At 62.2% G+C, this 15,519-nt stretch carries 15 protein-coding genes and 1 pseudogene; 9 read left to right on the top strand and 7 right to left on the bottom strand.

The annotated features are described in order from the left end of the window. Positions 1 to 76: 76 nt before the first annotated feature. Positions 77 to 790, bottom strand: a complete 714-nt coding sequence (locus tag ABOA88_RS11645; protein WP_367851117.1) for a UTRA domain-containing protein — start codon at positions 788 to 790, stop codon at positions 77 to 79. Between the two features lie 323 nt (positions 791 to 1,113). Here ABOA88_RS11645 and ABOA88_RS11640 point away from each other — a divergent pair, with 323 nt between their 5' ends. The 6 genes from ABOA88_RS11640 (at position 1,114) to ABOA88_RS11615 (ending at position 6,368) form a co-directional block, all read left to right on the top strand. Continuing rightward, a complete protein-coding gene (locus ABOA88_RS11640) occupies positions 1,114 to 2,178 on the top strand; it encodes an ABC transporter substrate-binding protein (RefSeq protein ID WP_090343631.1) in 1,065 nt (354 codons plus the stop codon). Positions 2,179 to 2,286: 108 nt separating this feature from the next. Further along, complete coding sequence (locus tag ABOA88_RS11635; RefSeq protein ID WP_196169551.1) at positions 2,287 to 3,093, top strand: alkaline phosphatase family protein; 807 nt, start codon at positions 2,287 to 2,289, stop codon at positions 3,091 to 3,093. After that, positions 3,090 to 3,929, top strand: coding sequence for an ABC transporter permease (locus ABOA88_RS11630; RefSeq protein WP_043206657.1), 840 nt, complete (start codon positions 3,090 to 3,092; stop codon positions 3,927 to 3,929). The genes ABOA88_RS11635 and ABOA88_RS11630 overlap by 4 nt, the downstream gene beginning before the upstream one ends. Next, positions 3,919 to 4,710: an ABC transporter permease gene (locus ABOA88_RS11625; RefSeq protein ID WP_196169552.1), complete on the top strand. Its 792-nt coding sequence runs from the start codon at positions 3,919 to 3,921 to the stop codon at positions 4,708 to 4,710. The genes ABOA88_RS11630 and ABOA88_RS11625 overlap by 11 nt, the downstream gene beginning before the upstream one ends. 1 nt (position 4,711) lies before the next feature. Next, positions 4,712 to 5,701: an ABC transporter ATP-binding protein gene (locus ABOA88_RS11620; protein ID WP_070573021.1), complete on the top strand. Its 990-nt coding sequence runs from the start codon at positions 4,712 to 4,714 to the stop codon at positions 5,699 to 5,701. 13 nt (positions 5,702 to 5,714) lie between these two features. Beyond that, positions 5,715 to 6,368: an HAD family hydrolase gene (locus ABOA88_RS11615; RefSeq protein ID WP_196169553.1), complete on the top strand. Its 654-nt coding sequence runs from the start codon at positions 5,715 to 5,717 to the stop codon at positions 6,366 to 6,368. Between the two features lie 91 nt (positions 6,369 to 6,459). On the opposite strand, the gene ABOA88_RS11610 is transcribed toward ABOA88_RS11615, so the two are convergent. Next, positions 6,460 to 7,422: an NAD(P)H-quinone oxidoreductase gene (locus ABOA88_RS11610; RefSeq protein WP_196169554.1), complete on the bottom strand. Its 963-nt coding sequence runs from the start codon at positions 7,420 to 7,422 to the stop codon at positions 6,460 to 6,462. Positions 7,423 to 7,564: 142 nt separating this feature from the next. Between ABOA88_RS11610 and ABOA88_RS11605 the strand changes: the two genes are divergently transcribed. Both ABOA88_RS11605 and ABOA88_RS11600 read left to right on the top strand, forming a co-directional pair. Beyond that, positions 7,565 to 9,646, top strand: a complete 2,082-nt coding sequence (locus ABOA88_RS11605; RefSeq protein ID WP_168166377.1) for a carboxy terminal-processing peptidase — start codon at positions 7,565 to 7,567, stop codon at positions 9,644 to 9,646. 111 nt (positions 9,647 to 9,757) lie between these two features. Beyond that, positions 9,758 to 10,912: pseudogene (locus tag ABOA88_RS11600) on the top strand (EAL domain-containing protein); the annotation flags it as partial. Between the two features lie 25 nt (positions 10,913 to 10,937). On the opposite strand, the gene ABOA88_RS11595 reads toward ABOA88_RS11600, so the two are convergent. The 5 genes from ABOA88_RS11595 to pcaQ form a co-directional block, all read right to left on the bottom strand. After that, entirely contained in the window at positions 10,938 to 11,306 is a 369-nt protein-coding gene (locus tag ABOA88_RS11595; protein ID WP_043206664.1) for a hypothetical protein, read from the bottom strand. Beyond that, on the bottom strand, positions 11,303 to 11,638 hold the full coding sequence (locus ABOA88_RS11590) for a helix-turn-helix domain-containing protein (RefSeq protein WP_196169556.1): 336 nt from the start codon (positions 11,636 to 11,638) through the stop codon (positions 11,303 to 11,305). Before ABOA88_RS11590 ends, ABOA88_RS11595 begins: the two co-directional genes overlap by 4 nt. Before the next feature lie 166 nt (positions 11,639 to 11,804). Continuing rightward, a complete protein-coding gene (locus ABOA88_RS11585) occupies positions 11,805 to 12,245 on the bottom strand; it encodes a YkvA family protein (protein ID WP_196169557.1) in 441 nt (146 codons plus the stop codon). A 263-nt stretch (positions 12,246 to 12,508) separates the two neighbouring features. After that, entirely contained in the window at positions 12,509 to 13,255 is a 747-nt protein-coding gene (locus ABOA88_RS11580; RefSeq protein ID WP_070573011.1) for an FKBP-type peptidyl-prolyl cis-trans isomerase, read from the bottom strand. 205 nt (positions 13,256 to 13,460) lie between these two features. Beyond that, positions 13,461 to 14,393, bottom strand: coding sequence for a pca operon transcription factor PcaQ (pcaQ, locus tag ABOA88_RS11575; protein ID WP_196169559.1), 933 nt, complete (start codon positions 14,391 to 14,393; stop codon positions 13,461 to 13,463). A 129-nt stretch (positions 14,394 to 14,522) separates the two neighbouring features. Here pcaQ and map point away from each other — a divergent pair, with 129 nt between their 5' ends. Next, complete coding sequence (gene map / locus ABOA88_RS11570) at positions 14,523 to 15,314, top strand: type I methionyl aminopeptidase (RefSeq protein ID WP_196169560.1); 792 nt, start codon at positions 14,523 to 14,525, stop codon at positions 15,312 to 15,314. The last annotated feature ends 205 nt before the right edge of the window (positions 15,315 to 15,519 follow it).

The following is a 15,519-nucleotide window of genomic DNA, read 5'->3' as shown; positions in this document are numbered from 1 at the left end:
GACCCGGCATGGAGGTCGGGTGAGCCAGGACTGACGGCGCTCATCCAGAACAGCAACAGCATGGAAACCATGAACGTCAACCGGCGTCCGCTCTAATGCATATCGCATCATGACGCCAATATTCCAGGTCACAGTCGATCAGATGCCCATGCTGGTCGCTGTTGACCCGGGTGACATGCAACCCCGGGCTACCCGCCGAGACCTTGAGGGCTGCGGCAGCCGGAGCCGGCAACGCGGTCGGCAGGATCTCGAAGCATACTCGGCCATAAGCAATCCCATAGGCTCTGGCATAGATCTCGGTCAGCGACTGACCGAGATCCAACTCCAGGATCCCAGGAAAATACCTGGGGTTCAGGTAATGCTCGGCATACAGCACCGCGCGACCGTCGATACGACGCAAGCGGCAGATCTGTACCACGCTGGACAACGCCGGCAAACGCAATCGCGCACAGATTGCCGCCGAGGCCGGTTGCAACCGAGCCGACAGCAGCTCGGTACTGGGCACCCTCCCCTGCTCCCGGACCATGGCATGGAAGTGGCTGCGCTCGATCAAGTCATAGGTCAGCCGCTCCGGCGCCACGAACCAACCCCGCCGCTCCTCGCGATAGATCAGCCCCTGGGCCTCCAGTTGCACCAAGGCCTCGCGCAGGGTGATGCGCGTGGTGTCGAACACCTCACTGAGCTTGCGTTCGGCCGGCAGCTTGCCGCCCGGCGCCAGCAGGCCGTGTTCGATCTGCTCCTGCAAGGCATGGCAGATGGCTGTTACCGCGCGCGGTGGCGTCGAGTGCATCAAGGTTACCTGTATGGACTAGTCCAGCCCCAATGTTGGGCAATTGGAGAATAGTGCAAGCCTAGGGACGGCTGATGAACATCCTGTGACAAAGACTACCAGTGCTGGCCCAGGAAACGAGCAAGGCCTTGCGAATAAAGGCCTGCGATCTGGTCTACGCTGTAGTGCCAGGGCCTGCACCGCAGGGTTGCTGGCCTGCTCGTACATCAAACTGTCACGCAACCGGCCTACCTTGGCTCGAGGATTGCTGACCTAGACCAAAGGTTCGCAAACGAACGGTTTTCCTACAACAACACTGCAAGGCCCCACCAAAGGAGCTTCGGATGAAAAAGTTCTTCATGGCGTCACTGCTGGGCTCGGCCATCGCCCTGTGCACCTCGGCCATGGCCGCCGATACCGATCTCAAGGCCCTGGAAGAGGCCGCCCGCAAGGAAGGCACCGTCAATAGCGTGGGCATGCCCGATGCCTGGGCCAACTGGAAAGGCACCTGGGCGGACCTTGCCAGCAAATACGGGCTCAAGCACAGCGACACGGACATGAGCTCGGCCCAGGAGATCGCCAAGTTCGATGCCGAGAAGGACAATGCCAGTGCCGACATCGGTGACGTGGGCGCCGCCTTCGGCCCCATCGCCGCCACCAAAGGTGTGACCCAACCGTACAAACCCAGTACTTGGGATCAAGTTCCAGAGTGGGCCAAGGACAAGGACGGTCACTGGGCCTTGGCCTATACCGGTACCATCGCGTTCATCATCAACAAGGACCTGGTCAAGGAAAGCGAACGCCCGAAAACCTGGCACGACCTGGAAAAAGGCAAGTACAAGGTCGCCATCGGCGACGTAGGCACCGCCGCCCAGGCTGCCAACGGCGTGCTCGCCGCAGCCATCGCCTACAAGGGCGACGAGAGCAACCTGCAGCCAGGCCTGCAACTGTTCACCAAACTCGCCCAGCAAAAGCGCCTGTCGCTGGCCAACCCGACCATCCAGACTCTAGAGAAGGGTGAAGTGGAAGTCGGCGTGGTGTGGGACTTCAACGGCCTGAGCTACCGGGAGCAGATCGATCCCAAGCGTTTCGAGGTGCTGATCCCGTCCGATGGATCAGTGATCTCCGGCTATACCACTATCATCAACAAGTACGCCAAGCACCCCAACGCGGCCAAGTTGACGCGTGAGTACATTTTCAGTGATGCCGGCCAGACCAACCTGGCCATCGGCCACGCCCGTCCGATTCGCGCCGAGCACCTGAAGCTGCCGGCCGAGGTGCAGGCCAAGCTGCTGCCGAACGAGCAGTACAGCGCCGCCCAACCGATCAAGAATGCCGAGGCCTGGGAGGCCACTTCCAAGAAGCTGCCGCAGATGTGGCAAGAGCAAGTGATCATCGAGATGGAATAAAAAGCTTCAAGTGCCAAGCTGCAAGCTTCAAGTCAAAGCCGGTGATCGACATGCCTGCTTCTTCTTGCCGCTTGTAGCTTGCAGCTTGCAGCTCCACTGGGAGCCACCATGCAACACAACGTCATCCTGGTCCTGCTCGACGGCCTCAACCATCAGGTGGCCCACCATGCCATGGGTCATCTGCATGCCTATGTCGAGGCCGACCGTGCCGCCCTGTACCGCGTAGAGTGCGAGCTGCCATCGCTGTCACGCCCGCTGTACGAATGCATTCTCACCGGTGTCCCGCCTATCGACAGCGGCATCGTGCACAACAACATCAATCGTCTGTCCACCCAGCGCAGTGTCTTCCACTATGCCCGCGAAGCGGGCCTGGGGACCGCGGCGGCGGCGTATCACTGGTTCAGCGAGCTGTACAACCGCTCGCCCTTCGACCCGCTGCGCGACCGTCACACCCATGCGCCGAAGCTGCCGATCCAGCACGGCCTGTTCTACTACGCCGACCACTACCCCGACTCGCACCTGCTGGCCGATGCCGAGTACCTGCGTCGGCGCCATGCGCCGAACTTCCTGTTGGTGCATCCGATGAACATCGATGACGCCGGGCACCGCCATGGTCTGGACAGCAGCCAGTACCGCAATGCCGCTCGCAGCGCCGACATCCTGCTGGCCGACTACCTGCCGCTGTGGCTGCAGGAGGGCTACCAGGTGCTGGTGACCGCCGACCACGGCATGAACAACGACCGCTCGCACAATGGCTTGCTGGCCGAGGAGCGCGAGGTGCCCTTGTTCGTGTTCGGTGACGCTTTCAGCCTGGACCCCGCGGCCACGCCCCTGCAGACCGAATTGTGCGGCACGATCTGCGAGCTGCTCGGCGCCCCCCATGACAAGCCAGTCTGCCGGGAGCTGCTCAAGTGAATGCCAGCCAACGTGGCCGCTACCTGGCCTTGCTCTGCCTGCTCCCGTTTGCCGTGTTCTTCATCGTTTTCCAGATCGCGCCCTTGGCCTGGGTGGCCATCAACAGCCTGCAGAGTGAAAGCGGCTGGGGACTGGCCAACTTCAGTAAGGTCTTCGCCTCGAAGTTCTACCTGCAGGCGCTACAACGCAGTCTGGAGATCAGCTTCTGGTCGAGCCTGTTCGGCATCGTCATCGCGACCCTCGGTGCCTACTCCCTGCGCCAGGTGGATTCACGCCTGCGTGATTTCGTCAGCGCCTTCGCCAACATGACCAGCAACTTCGCCGGCGTGCCGCTGGCCTTCGCCTTCATCATCCTGCTGGGCTTCAACGGCGCCCTGACCCTGCTGCTCAAGCAGGTGGGCCTGCTCGAGGATTTCAGCATCTATTCCAAGAGCGGTCTGATCCTGGTGTACACCTACTTCCAGATTCCCCTGGGCGTACTGCTGCTCTACCCGGCCTTCGACGCCCTGCGTGAAGATTGGCGCGAGTCGGCAGCACTGCTGGGCGCGAGCCATTGGCAGTTCTGGCGGCACATCGGCTTGCCGGTGCTGGCTCCGGCGCTGCTGGGGACGTTCGTGATCCTGCTGGCCAACGCTCTGGGCGCCTACGCCACCGTCTACGCCCTGACCACCGGCAACTTCAACGTACTGCCGATCCGCATCGCGGCCCTGGTGGCCGGCGACATCACCCTGGACCCGAACCTGGCCAGCGCCCTGGCCATGGTGCTGGTGGGGCTGATGACACTGGTCACCGTGGTCCATCAATGGCTGCTCAAGAGGAGCTACCATGCGCGCTGAACCTCGCACCAGCCTCTATCACCGGGTTGTGGTGTACCTGCTGTTCATCATCCTGCTGTTGCCGCTGGCCGGCACCCTGCTCTACTCCCTGGCCACCAGTTGGTCGGCGAGCCTGCTGCCCAGCGGCCTCACCTTCAAGTGGTACCTGGCGTTGTGGAGCGAGCCACGCTTTCTCGCGGCCTTCGGCCAGTCGCTGCTGGTGTGCGTGGGGGCGCTGGTGCTGTCGGTGGTGCTGATCCTGCCTTTGCTGTTCGTGGTGCATTACCACTTTCCCCGGCTGGACGCGCTGATGAACATCCTCATCCTCCTGCCGTTCGCCGTGCCACCGGTGGTGTCCTCGGTGGGCCTGCTGCAGTTGTATGGCAGTGGCCCGATGGCCATGGTCGGTACGCCTTGGATCCTGATCGGCTGCTACTTCACCATCGCCCTGCCCTTCATGTACCGGGCGATCACCAACAACCTGCAGGCGATCAACTTGCGCGACCTGATGGACGCCGCCCAACTGCTCGGTGCCAGCACTTGGCAGGCTGCGCTCCTGGTAGTGCTGCCGAACCTGCGCAAGGGCCTGATGGTGGCACTGCTGCTGTCGTTTTCCTTCCTGTTCGGCGAGTTCGTCTTCGCCAACCTGCTGGTGGGTACACGCTACGAGACCTTGCAGGTGTACCTGAACAACATGCGCAACAGCAGCGGCCATTTCAACAGTGCACTGGTAATCTCCTACTTCGCCTTCGTGCTGGTGCTGACCTGGGTCGCCAATCGCCTGAACAAGGACAAATCCTGACATGAGCTTCGTCAGCGTACAGAAACTGCACAAAAGCTATGCCGGCAGCCCGGTGTTCCACGACATCGACTGTCAGATCGAACGCGGCGAGTTCGTCACCCTGCTCGGCCCCTCCGGCTGCGGCAAGTCGACCCTGCTGCGTTGCATCGCCGGCCTCACCCCAGTGGACAGCGGCCGGATCCTGCTCGATGGCCAGGACCTGGTGCCTGTCAGCCCGCAGAAGCGCGGCATCGGCATGGTCTTCCAGAGCTACGCGCTGTTCCCCAACATGACCGTGGAGCAGAACGTCGCCTTTGGCCTGCGCATGCAGAAGACCAAGGCCGACGAGAGCCAGGCCCGGGTTCGCGAGGCCCTGGAGCTGGTGGAGCTAGGCAGTTTTGCCGGGCGCTATCCGCACCAGCTCTCCGGCGGCCAATGCCAGCGCGTGGCCCTGGCCCGATCGCTGGTGACCCGCCCTCGTCTGCTGTTGCTCGACGAACCACTGTCGGCCCTGGATGCGCGTATCCGCAAGCACCTGCGCGAGCAGATCCGTGCGATCCAGCGCGAGCTGGGGCTGACCACGATTTTCGTCACCCACGACCAGGAAGAAGCGCTGACGATGTCCGATCGCATCTTCCTGATGAACCAGGGACGCATCGTCCAAAGCGGGGATGCCGAAACCCTCTATACAGCGCCCGTGGACCTGTTCGCCGCAGGTTTCATCGGCAACTACAACCTGCTCGACCCGGACGCCGCCAGCCGCCTGTTGCAACGCCCGGTGGCCGCCCGCCTGGCGATCCGCCCGGAAGCCATCAGCCTGCACCTGGACGGCGAGCTCGAAGGCCAGGTACGCAGCCACAGCCTGCTGGGTAACGTCATCCGCTACCGGGTGCAGGTGCGTGGCGTGGAACTGGTGGTGGACGTGCTCAATCGTTCATCGGCCGACCTGCATGCCGATGGCCAGCGGGTGTCCCTGTCGATCGACCCCACGGCGCTACGAGAAGTGGCCTAAGGAGAACAACACAATGGCATTGGCAATATTCGATCTGGACGAAACCCTCATCCACGGTGACTGCGCCTCGCTGTGGAGCAAGCAGATGGCCCAGTTGGGCTGGGTCGACGGCAAGGAATTCCTGCGCCGCGACCAGGAATTGATGCAAGCGTATGGCAAGGGCCACCTGCAGATGGAGGAGTACATGGCCTTCAGCCTGGAGCCGATAGCAGGACGTACCCTCGAGGAGGTCGAACACCTGATCGAGCCCTGGGTCGAGGACGTGATCGAACCGATCATCTTTGGCGACGCCTGCCGCTGCATTGCCGAACATCGCAAGCGTGGCGACCGCATCCTGATCATCTCCGCCTCGGGAACCCATCTGGTGGGACCGATCGCGGCGCGTCTGGGCGTCGACGAATACCTGGCCATCGAGCTGGAAGCGGTGAATGGCGTGTACACCGGCAAGACCCATGGTGTGCTGACCTATCGTGAAGGCAAGATCACCCGCCTGCTGGAGTGGCTGGACCAAGAGCAGGAGAACCTCGAAGGCGCCAGCTTCTATTCGGACTCGCGCAATGACCTGCCGCTGCTGCTGAAAGTCGACTACCCGCATGTGGTCAACCCGGATCCGGTCTTGCGTGAGCATGCGCAGATCAATGGGTGGCCGATCCTGAGCTGGAGCTGATACTCACAGCGCCTGTTCCGGCCTTTCGCGGGTAAACCCGCTCCCACCAGCCCCGTGGGAGCGGGTTTACCCGCGAATAGGCCTGCCCGGCTTACACCAAGCCAGGGTCGATCACCAGCACCAGCTTGCCCGACACTTGGTTGCTCGACAGCTCCGCAAACGCCGCCTCGGCAAAGGCCACCGGGTAGGTGTCCACCAGTTGCGGTGAAAGCCGTCCCTCGCTGAACAGCGGCCACACCTGTTGGCCCAGGTCGCGCAGCAGTTCAGCCTTGAAGGTATCGTCACGGTTGCGCAGTGTGGAACCTGTGACCTGCACCCGTTTGGCCAGCAGTTGCGCCAAGTCCAGCTCGGCCTTGCGCCCGCCCATAAGACCGATGATCACCCAACGCCCGTCTCGGGCCAGCAGCTTTAGGTTGAGCGGCCCGTAGCTGGCCCCCACCGGATCGAGGATCGCATCGAACGGGCCGAAGCCTTCCAGCGCCTCCAGATTCTCGTTGCGCACCACGCCACCGGTCGCACCCAGCGCCTGGCAGTAGGCCAGACGATCCTGCGAGCCGACACTGACCCACACGGGGTTGCCAAACGCCTTGCACAGCTGGATCGCCGCCGACCCCACTCCACTGGCCCCAGCATGTACCAAGACCTTTTCACCGGCCTGCAGGCCCGCCAGCTGGAACAGGTTCAGCCAGGCCGTGGCATACACCTCAGGGATCGCTGCCGCCTCGTGCAGGCTCAGGCCTTCGGGGACCGGCAGGACATGACGGGCATCGACCACCACCTCCTCGGCCATGCCGCCACCTGCGAGCAATGCGCAAACCCGGTCGCCAACACGCCAATCCGCGCCCGGGCCGACCTCCGCGATCACCCCCGCGCACTCCAGGCCCAGGTACGGGCTGGCACCAGGGGGCGGCGGGTACAAGCCTGCGCGCTGGAGCAGATCGGCACGGTTGAGTCCCGCTGCAGCCACACGGATTCGGACCTGACCCGCATCACAGGCCGGGCGCTCGGCTTCTACCCAGGCCACATGTCCGTCAACGCCTTGCAATGCCTTCACAGTGCCTCCATAGTTGAGTCATGACTGAGCCCGGGATCGCCATGTCCCGGGCTTTTTGCAGTATGCGTCCGGCTCTCCTGGAGCCGGCGAACGGAAAAGACGGCCTACTATGCGTGATCAATTGCCTTTACGTCGAATCAGCATGAAGCATTTCCTGCCCAGCACCGCCCTCGCCCTCATGATCGGCCTCGGCAGTCTCACGCTCGGCGGCAATGCATCGGCCGCCAACAAGTGGGACAGCCTGCAGCCTGACCGCGACGAGATTGTCGCCAGTCTCAACGTAGTGGAACTGCTCAAGCGCCACCACTACAGCAAGCCGCCGCTGGACGACGCCCGTTCGATCATCATCTACGACAGTTACATCAAGCTGCTCGATCCCTCGCGTAGCTACTTCACCGCCGCCGACATCGCCCAGTTCGACAAGTGGAAGACCCAGTTCGATGACTTCCTCAAAAGCGGCAACCTGGAGCCTGGCTTCACCATCTACAAGCGCTACCTGGACCGCGTGAAATCGCGCCTGGACTTCGCGCTTGCGGAGCTGGACAAGGGCGTCGACAAAATGGACTTCACCACCCGCGAAACCTTGCTGGTCGACCGCAAGGATGCCCCGTGGATGAAGAATGAGGCCGAACTCGACGACCTGTGGCGCAAGCGCGTCAAAGATGAAGTCTTGCGCCAGAAGATCGCAGGCAAAGATCCCAAGCAGATCCAGGAAACCCTGACCAAGCGTTACAAGAACCAACTGTCGCGCCTGGACCAGACCCGTGCCGAGGATATCTTCCAGGCCTACATCAATACCTTCGCCCAGTCGTACGATCCGCACACCAACTACCTGTCGCCGGATAACGCGGAAAACTTCGATATCAACATGAGCCTGTCGCTCGAAGGTATCGGCGCTGTGCTGCAAAGTGACAACGACCAGGTCAAGATCGTGCGCCTGGTGCCGGCAGGCCCGGCGGCCAAGACCAAGCAGGTGGCACCGGCCGACAAGATCATCGGCGTGGCCCAGGGCAACAAGGAAATGGTCGACGTGGTCGGCTGGCGCCTGGACGAAGTGGTCAAGCTGATCCGCGGCCCGAAAGGCTCGGTGGTGCGCCTGGAGATCATCCCGGCCAGCAACGCGCCCAACGACCAAACCAGCAAGATCGTGTCGATCACCCGCGAGGCGGTGAAGCTCGAGGAGCAGGCCGCCAAGAAGTCGGTGCTCAAGCTCAAGCAGGATGGGCGCGAGTACAAGCTGGGCATCATCGAGATTCCAGCCTTCTACCTGGACTTCAAGGCCTATCGCGCAGGCGATCCGGACTACAAGAGCACTACCCGCGACGTGAAGAAGCTGCTCACCGAGCTGCAGAAAGAAAAAGTCGACGGTGTGGTCATCGACCTTCGCAACAACGGCGGCGGCTCCCTGCAGGAAGCCACCGAACTGACCAGCCTGTTCATCGAGAAAGGCCCGACGGTGCTGGTGCGCAACAGCGACGGCCGTGTCGACGTGCTCGAGGATGAAAACCCCGGTGCCTTCTACAAAGGCCCGCTGGCCCTGCTGGTCAACCGCCTCTCGGCCTCGGCCTCGGAGATCTTCGCCGGTGCCATGCAGGACTACCATCGTGCCCTGATCATCGGCGGCCAGACCTTCGGCAAAGGCACCGTGCAGACCATCCAGCCGCTCAATCACGGCGAGCTGAAACTGACCCTGGCCAAGTTCTACCGGGTTTCCGGACAGAGCACCCAGCACCAGGGCGTGCTGCCGGATATCGACTACCCATCGATCATCGACACCAAGGAAATCGGCGAAAGCGCCCTGCCCGAAGCCATGCCATGGGACACCATCCGCCCTGTCGTGCGCCCGGCCATGGACCCGTTCAAGCCGTTCCTGACCGAGCTCAAGGCCCGTCACGATGCGCGTAGCGCCAAGGATCCGGAATTTGCCTATATCCGCGATCGCCTGGCCCTGACCCAGAAGCTGATGAACGAAAAGACTGTCAGCCTCAACGAGCAGGAGCGCCGCGCCCGCCACGACGAGATCGAAGCCAAGCAACTGGCACTGGAGAACATCCGTCGCAAGGCCAAGGGCGAAGAGCCACTCAAGGAGCTCAAGAAGGAAGACGAGGACGCCTTGCCCACCGAGGACGAGGACACCAAGCCGGAAGACGATGCCTACCTGTCCGAGACAGGGCGCATCCTGCTTGACTACCTGAGCCTCAATTCGCAGGTGGCCAAGCACTGAGAACGTGATGGCAGAATAATGTGACCTGTCATCAAATAGTCATTCGACTGTCGTGAAATAGAAGGGCCGGACGCGCAAGCGCCCGGCCCTTTTTCTTTCAGGAAGCAGTCCATGACCGTCACCGAACAGCTCAGCGCATTGAGCGCCATCCTGGCTCAACGCAGCATCCACAGCTTGTTCCAGCCGATCATCTGCCTTTCCGAACGCCGCGTCCTCGGTTACGAGGCACTCAGTCGCGGCCCCTCCAACAGCCCGTTGCACGCGCCTCTGAACCTGTTCGCCATCGCCCACCAGGCCGGTCGCCTCACCGAACTGGAAGAAGCCTGCCGCGACAGTGCCTGCCGACGGTTCTGCGACCAGGCACTGGAGGGCAAGCTGTTTCTCAACGTCTCCCCCGAGTCGCTGCTCGAACCCCACTACCCCTCCGGCCGCACCCTTAAGCTACTGGAGCAGGTCGGGCTGCCCCCGAGCCGGGTGGTCATCGAGCTGACCGAACACACCCCGACCGACGATTTCCAGTTGTTGTCCAACGCCTTGCACCACTACCGCGACATGGGCTTTTCCATCGCCCTGGACGATCTGGGCGCGGGCTATTCCAGCCTGCGCCTGTGGTCGGAGCTGCGGCCGGACTACGTGAAGATCGATCGACATTTCATCGACGGTATCCACCAGGACCCGCTCAAGCGCGAATTCGTCGGTTCCATCCTGCAGATCGCCCGTGCCTCAAAGGCCCAGGTGATCGCCGAAGGCATCGAGCTGGCCGAAGAACTGGCGGTACTTGGGGAAATGGGCGTGGATCTGGTTCAGGGCTATTTGCTCGGCCGCCCACAGGAGTATCCGCCACGCGAAGGCTTCCTGCCGCTGCTGCAGACGAACCGCGAGACGCCTGACCCCAGGGCCAGGCCCGACGATTTAGGGGCGTTGCTGATCGAGCAGCGGGCAGTGACGGTTGATAGCAAGATAGAAGAGGTGCTGGATGCCTTCGAGGCCTGCGCGGGGGTCAATTCCCTGGCCGTGCTGGATGATGAGGGCAGACCGTGCGGCCTTATCCATCGGCAGGGGTTGCCGGCCACTCCGGCCAAGGCGGTTGCGCAGCTGATGAGCGTGGAGTTTCTGGCCATGGAGCGTCTGCAGTCACTACGCCAAGCCAGCCGCTTGATCACCAGCCGGGTTCGCCAACGCCTCGATGAGGACTTTGTCATCACCCACAACGGCCGTTATCTGGGCATAGGACGAGTGCTTGACCTGCTGCGGTTGATCACCGAGCAGGCAGCAGCCTGAACGTGCTGCGTCAGGCATGTTCCGGATAGCTGTACTCGAACACCCGCACCACCTCGGAGGCATGCCAGGACGCCGCTTCCAGGCCATCGACCGGCCCGGAGAAACGCCCCAGGCGCTCGACGCACTCGAAGAAGCCGGTACGCGGCAGGCGGCTGGCGCCCTGGCTGATCACCAGCGAGCTGCGCAGTGGCTGATCGGCACGGGCATCGAGGACGGCGAGGTACTCCAGGGCCGCGGTCAAGGTCTGCATGGCCGGGCTGGGAAGCTGCAGGCGTTCGATCAAGGCGCGGTAGGTGAGCAGGTGACGTTGACGGCGGGCCACATCGAGTTCGCCCAGCAGGCTCTCCCAATGCTGTCGGCTGATCCTGACCTGGCTCATGATGGCTCGCTCCAGCCAGCGATACCCAGATGCCAGGCCAGGCTGCGTAGGATCGCAGCGTCTGGCTGGCGCTCGCCGGACTCGATCATGCCCAGATAGGCCGGGCTGATACCGACACTGCGCGCCAGTTGTTCCGGTGCCAGACCCTTGGCTTCACGCAATCGTGTCAGTTCGCTCAATGACGCCAGGCTCGGCGCCTCGGCGGCGGCAGTGGCTTTCGATTCGACGCTGGCAGGCGCCTGCCCGGCAGCCTTGAGCAACGCCTGATATTGCTCCCAGGGAACTACGGCGTACTCGGGTTGACCGTCCCGGCTAATGACCTGAATACCCATTACAACCCCCTTTACGTAGGATTACAGCATGTAATCCGTAGGCATAATCCTTATGCCAATTATATGTCCAAGCGCGGTCGTGTGTGCAGGTCGGGTAGATCAGCGTTTTTCATACCGAAATATGCTCAGCCTCATGTGAGAGCGGCAGGGAATCCGGGCCCGATCCTCAGGGTGCGCGACGCTCCAGGCGCAGGCTTTCAGGGGTCTCCGGCAGCCGCTCCACCACCCGCAGCCGCTCGGGTGCCTGGCTGTCGCGCCAGGCCTTGAAGCGGTTCAATTCATCGGCCACGGTCTTGAGCACCCAACCGAGCACGGCGATGTCATCGAGAAAACCAACGCCCACCAGCCAATCGGGAATGGCATCCAGCGGGCTTACGAAGTACAGCAGGCCAGCCACCACCGTGATCAGCGCCTTGGGGCTGATGGCCCGGTACTCGCCACGCCACCACGCCAGGCACAAGGCCTGAAGCAGGCGCACATCCTCACGCAGTTGGCCCAGCTTCGGCCCCTTGCGCGCCACGGCGAACAACAGGGCCGGCAGACGGCCACGGCTGAGCAGGCGCTCCGCCAAGGGCAGGAAGCGGGCGAAATTCCAGGGTGCGCTCATGAGGCCTCCATATCGGCAGGGAAGGTTATCCACATTTATTGTGGATAACCTTGTGAACAGGGTGCAGTTTCCGACGCGGGGTGCCCACAGGGCAAGGGTCTCACTCAGATCGGGCGTTTTTTACACAGTCGTTTCAAACCGCAAACGTTTTGCTTCAGGCTGCCCTACCCTTGCTACGACTGTACAGCCACGGCGAGGTTCGCCTTCGTCAAACCATAGAAACGACAACGCCCCGTCGAGACGGGGCGTTGTGAACAGCGCGATTACTTGGCAGGTGCTTCGGCTTCCGGAGCCTCGGCCTCGCCTTCTGCCTTGGCCGGATCCTTGATACCGATCAGTTCCAGGTCGAACACCAGGACCGAGTTGGCCGGGATCAGCGGGCTCGGGCTCTGGGCGCCGTAAGCCAAGTCAGCCGGGATGTACAACTTGTACTTCTCGCCGACGTGCATCAGTTGCAGGCCTTCCACCCAGCCAGGGATCACACCGCTGACAGGCAGGTCGATCGGGCTGCCACGCTCGACGGAGCTGTCGAAGACCTTGCCGTCGATCAGCTTACCCTCGTAGTGGACAGTGACGACGTCGGTAGGCTTGGGCTGTGGGCCATCGGCTTTCTTGACCACTTCATACTGCAGGCCCGACGCAGTGGTGACCACGCCAGGCTTCTTGGCGTTTTCTTCGAGGAATTTCTTACCGGCGCTAGCCGCTTCCTCGCTGGCCTTGGCCAGGCGTTCTTCGGCGCGCTTCTGCAACGCGGTGAAAGCCTCGACCAATTCTTCATCCTTGATGCGTTGCTCTTTCTTGGCAACCGCATCCTCGATACCGAGAGCTACTGCTTTCGAATCAAGGTCTTCCATGCCTTCCTGAGCCAGGCTCTTGCCCATGTTCAGGCCGATACCGTAGGAGGCTTTCTGTGCCGGAGTCTTCAGCTCGACGCTGCTGGTCTGAGCGTCGCAGCCCGCCAGGACCAGGCCAACCAGGGCAACCGCAGCCGCCAAACGATGCTGTTTCATGCTAGTTCCTTGTTCATGCGCCATAAGGGCAATCAGGTAAAGCCGCGAGCTTAGCAGGCGGCCGTGACCAATGGCTACCGGCATGAGAGCAGGGAATGTCCGATAAGTTCACGGATATTTCCGATCAATTGAAGGTGTCATTGTCCCTACGTACGTCAGATTCGAGCTGCCCGCGCACCTCCGGCATGGCCAAAGGCCTGCACGCTCACGGATATAGGCCATCCCGGTACTGCCCTGCGACTTCACGCAGCACCTCGCATACCCATTGTCCAGGCACACCCTGGGGCAACGCGGCATTACGACAGATGCCCACCGAACCACCAGGCTCGCGCACACCGAGGTCGAGTTCGACCAACTCGCCACGCCCCAGGTCGATCAGTACCGCGTCACGCGGCGCCACCCAGACCGCATCGCTGCCGAGCAGGTAACGACGGCTCAAGGCCAAGGACAAGGTCTCCAGGCGCTGGGCTGGCATCTGGATCGCGCACTGCACGAACAGGCTATCAGCGTGCTGGCGGATGGTCGTGCCCTGGGGCGGCAGGACCAGCGGGTAGTCGCCAACCCGCGCGCGTTCAACGGGGCGGCGCGCCAGCAAAGGATGGCCGGGCCGTACCACCAAACTCATCGACTCGCTGTACAAATGTTCGAAGGACAACCCCTGGATCTGGGGGCTGTCGGTCATGCGCCCTACAACCAGCTCCAGCTCACCCAGACGCAACTGCCCAAGCAGTTGCGCACTGGCGCCAGTCACCACTTCGATCACCAAGGCCGAATGCCGCTGGTGAAGCCGGCACAGCACCTCTGGCATGAGCAAACTCTCGACTGTCGACAACACACCGATGCGCACCTGCGACGGCGCCCGCGCCTCACCACGAACACTACCCACGCCTTCACGTAGAGCCTGGACGCTGGGGCCGGCATATCGCATGAACAAGGTGCCAGCGCCGGTCAATTCGACGCCTTGGCGGGTGCGCTCGAACAAGCGGGTTTCGAGCAGCTGTTCGAGCTCGCGCAGGGTCTTGGATATCGCAGGCTGGCTGATCGCCAATACATCGGCAGCCCTGGCCAGGCTGCCCTGGCGGGCAATCTCCAGAAAACACAACAGATGGCGGTACTTGATGCGGGTATCGAGGTTCATGCTCGGCAGCTTGCAGCTTCGGGCCTCGCGCTTCAAGCACCTGTTTGCCCTCCGTGGCAAGCGGTGGCGCATGCCTCGTCTGTAGGGCTATTCTGGCTACCCTTTGCCATTGCGATTCTAGCCCTGCCAATGTCCCAAGTGATCCTCAAGACCCCGGCCCAACTCGACCTCATGCGCCGGGCAGGTCAACTGCTGGCCCAGGTGTTCGCTGAACTGGACAGTTTCATTCGCCCTGGCGTGACCACCCTGCAGATCAACGACCGCGCCGAGGCTTTCATCGTACAGACGCTCAAGGCGCGGCCGGCGAGCAAGGGGCAGTATGGCTTTCCCTACGCGCTGAACACCTCCGTGGATCATGTGGTGTGCCATGGCATGCCAAAGGCCGATGAGGTGCTCAGGGAAGGGTCGATCATCAACGTCGACATCACCCTGGAACAGGGCGGCTATATTGCAGACTCATCGAAAATGTACTGTCTCGGCCAGGTCAGCGGTGACGCCCGACGCCTGGTGGATACCACCTATACGGCGCTCTGGAAAGGCATCGCCCAGGTTCGCCCCGGTGCCACCCTCGGCGATATCGGCCATGCCATCCAGGTTCATGCCGAGGCGGCAGGATACAGCGTGGTCCGGGAATACTGCGGCCATGGTATCGGCCAGCAGATGCACGAAGGCCCTGAAGTGCTGCACTTCGGCCATCGGGGCATGGGCATGAAGCTCAAGCCCGGCATGGTCTTCACCATCGAACCGATGATCAACCAGGGTGGGCGTGGCACACGCACCTTGCGCGATGGCTGGACCGTAATTACCCGCGATCATTCGCTGTCGGCCCAGTGGGAACATACCGTGGCGGTGACGGAGACTGGGGTAGAAGTGCTGACGCTACGCGAGGAAGAAAAGGCCTGGGCAACCGCGATGGCTTGAATTCCGGAAGGGGCGTAGGGGACGCCCCAATTACGATGCCGAGCGCCAACGCTTGCGAAGCCTGGATAAGAAAGGACAAAAACAAAAAAGCGACCCTAAGGTCGCTTTTTTGTGGCTTCCGGGTGTTCAGTGGGCCCTGGAAGCTGGAATATGGCGCAGCGGACGGGACTCGAACCCGCGACCCCCGGCGTGACAGGCCGGTATT

The organism is Pseudomonas sp. PKS, assembly GCF_051913525.1.
Taxonomy (GTDB): Bacteria; Pseudomonadota; Gammaproteobacteria; order Pseudomonadales; family Pseudomonadaceae; genus Aquipseudomonas; species Aquipseudomonas guariconensis_D.
This window is presented reverse-complemented; position numbering and strand designations above follow the sequence as displayed.

Excerpts from the sequence above, each read along its gene's own strand:
- ABOA88_RS11645 (WP_367851117.1), bottom strand. The coding sequence starts at position 790 with ATGCACTCGACGCCACCGCGCGCGGTAACAGCCATCTGCCATGCCTTG.
- ABOA88_RS11640 (WP_090343631.1), top strand. The coding sequence starts at position 1,114 with ATGAAAAAGTTCTTCATGGCGTCACTGCTGGGCTCGGCCATCGCCCTG.
- ABOA88_RS11635 (WP_196169551.1), top strand. The coding sequence starts at position 2,287 with ATGCAACACAACGTCATCCTGGTCCTGCTCGACGGCCTCAACCATCAG.
- ABOA88_RS11625 (WP_196169552.1), top strand. The coding sequence starts at position 3,919 with ATGCGCGCTGAACCTCGCACCAGCCTCTATCACCGGGTTGTGGTGTAC.
- ABOA88_RS11620 (WP_070573021.1), top strand. The coding sequence starts at position 4,712 with ATGAGCTTCGTCAGCGTACAGAAACTGCACAAAAGCTATGCCGGCAGC.
- ABOA88_RS11615 (WP_196169553.1), top strand. The coding sequence starts at position 5,715 with ATGGCATTGGCAATATTCGATCTGGACGAAACCCTCATCCACGGTGAC.
- ABOA88_RS11605 (WP_168166377.1), top strand. The coding sequence starts at position 7,565 with ATGAAGCATTTCCTGCCCAGCACCGCCCTCGCCCTCATGATCGGCCTC.
- ABOA88_RS11595 (WP_043206664.1), bottom strand. The coding sequence starts at position 11,306 with ATGAGCCAGGTCAGGATCAGCCGACAGCATTGGGAGAGCCTGCTGGGC.
- ABOA88_RS11590 (WP_196169556.1), bottom strand. The coding sequence starts at position 11,638 with ATGGGTATTCAGGTCATTAGCCGGGACGGTCAACCCGAGTACGCCGTA.
- ABOA88_RS11585 (WP_196169557.1), bottom strand. The coding sequence starts at position 12,245 with ATGAGCGCACCCTGGAATTTCGCCCGCTTCCTGCCCTTGGCGGAGCGC.
- ABOA88_RS11580 (WP_070573011.1), bottom strand. The coding sequence starts at position 13,255 with ATGAAACAGCATCGTTTGGCGGCTGCGGTTGCCCTGGTTGGCCTGGTC.
- pcaQ (WP_196169559.1), bottom strand. The coding sequence starts at position 14,393 with ATGAACCTCGATACCCGCATCAAGTACCGCCATCTGTTGTGTTTTCTG.
- map (WP_196169560.1), top strand. The coding sequence starts at position 14,523 with ATGTCCCAAGTGATCCTCAAGACCCCGGCCCAACTCGACCTCATGCGC.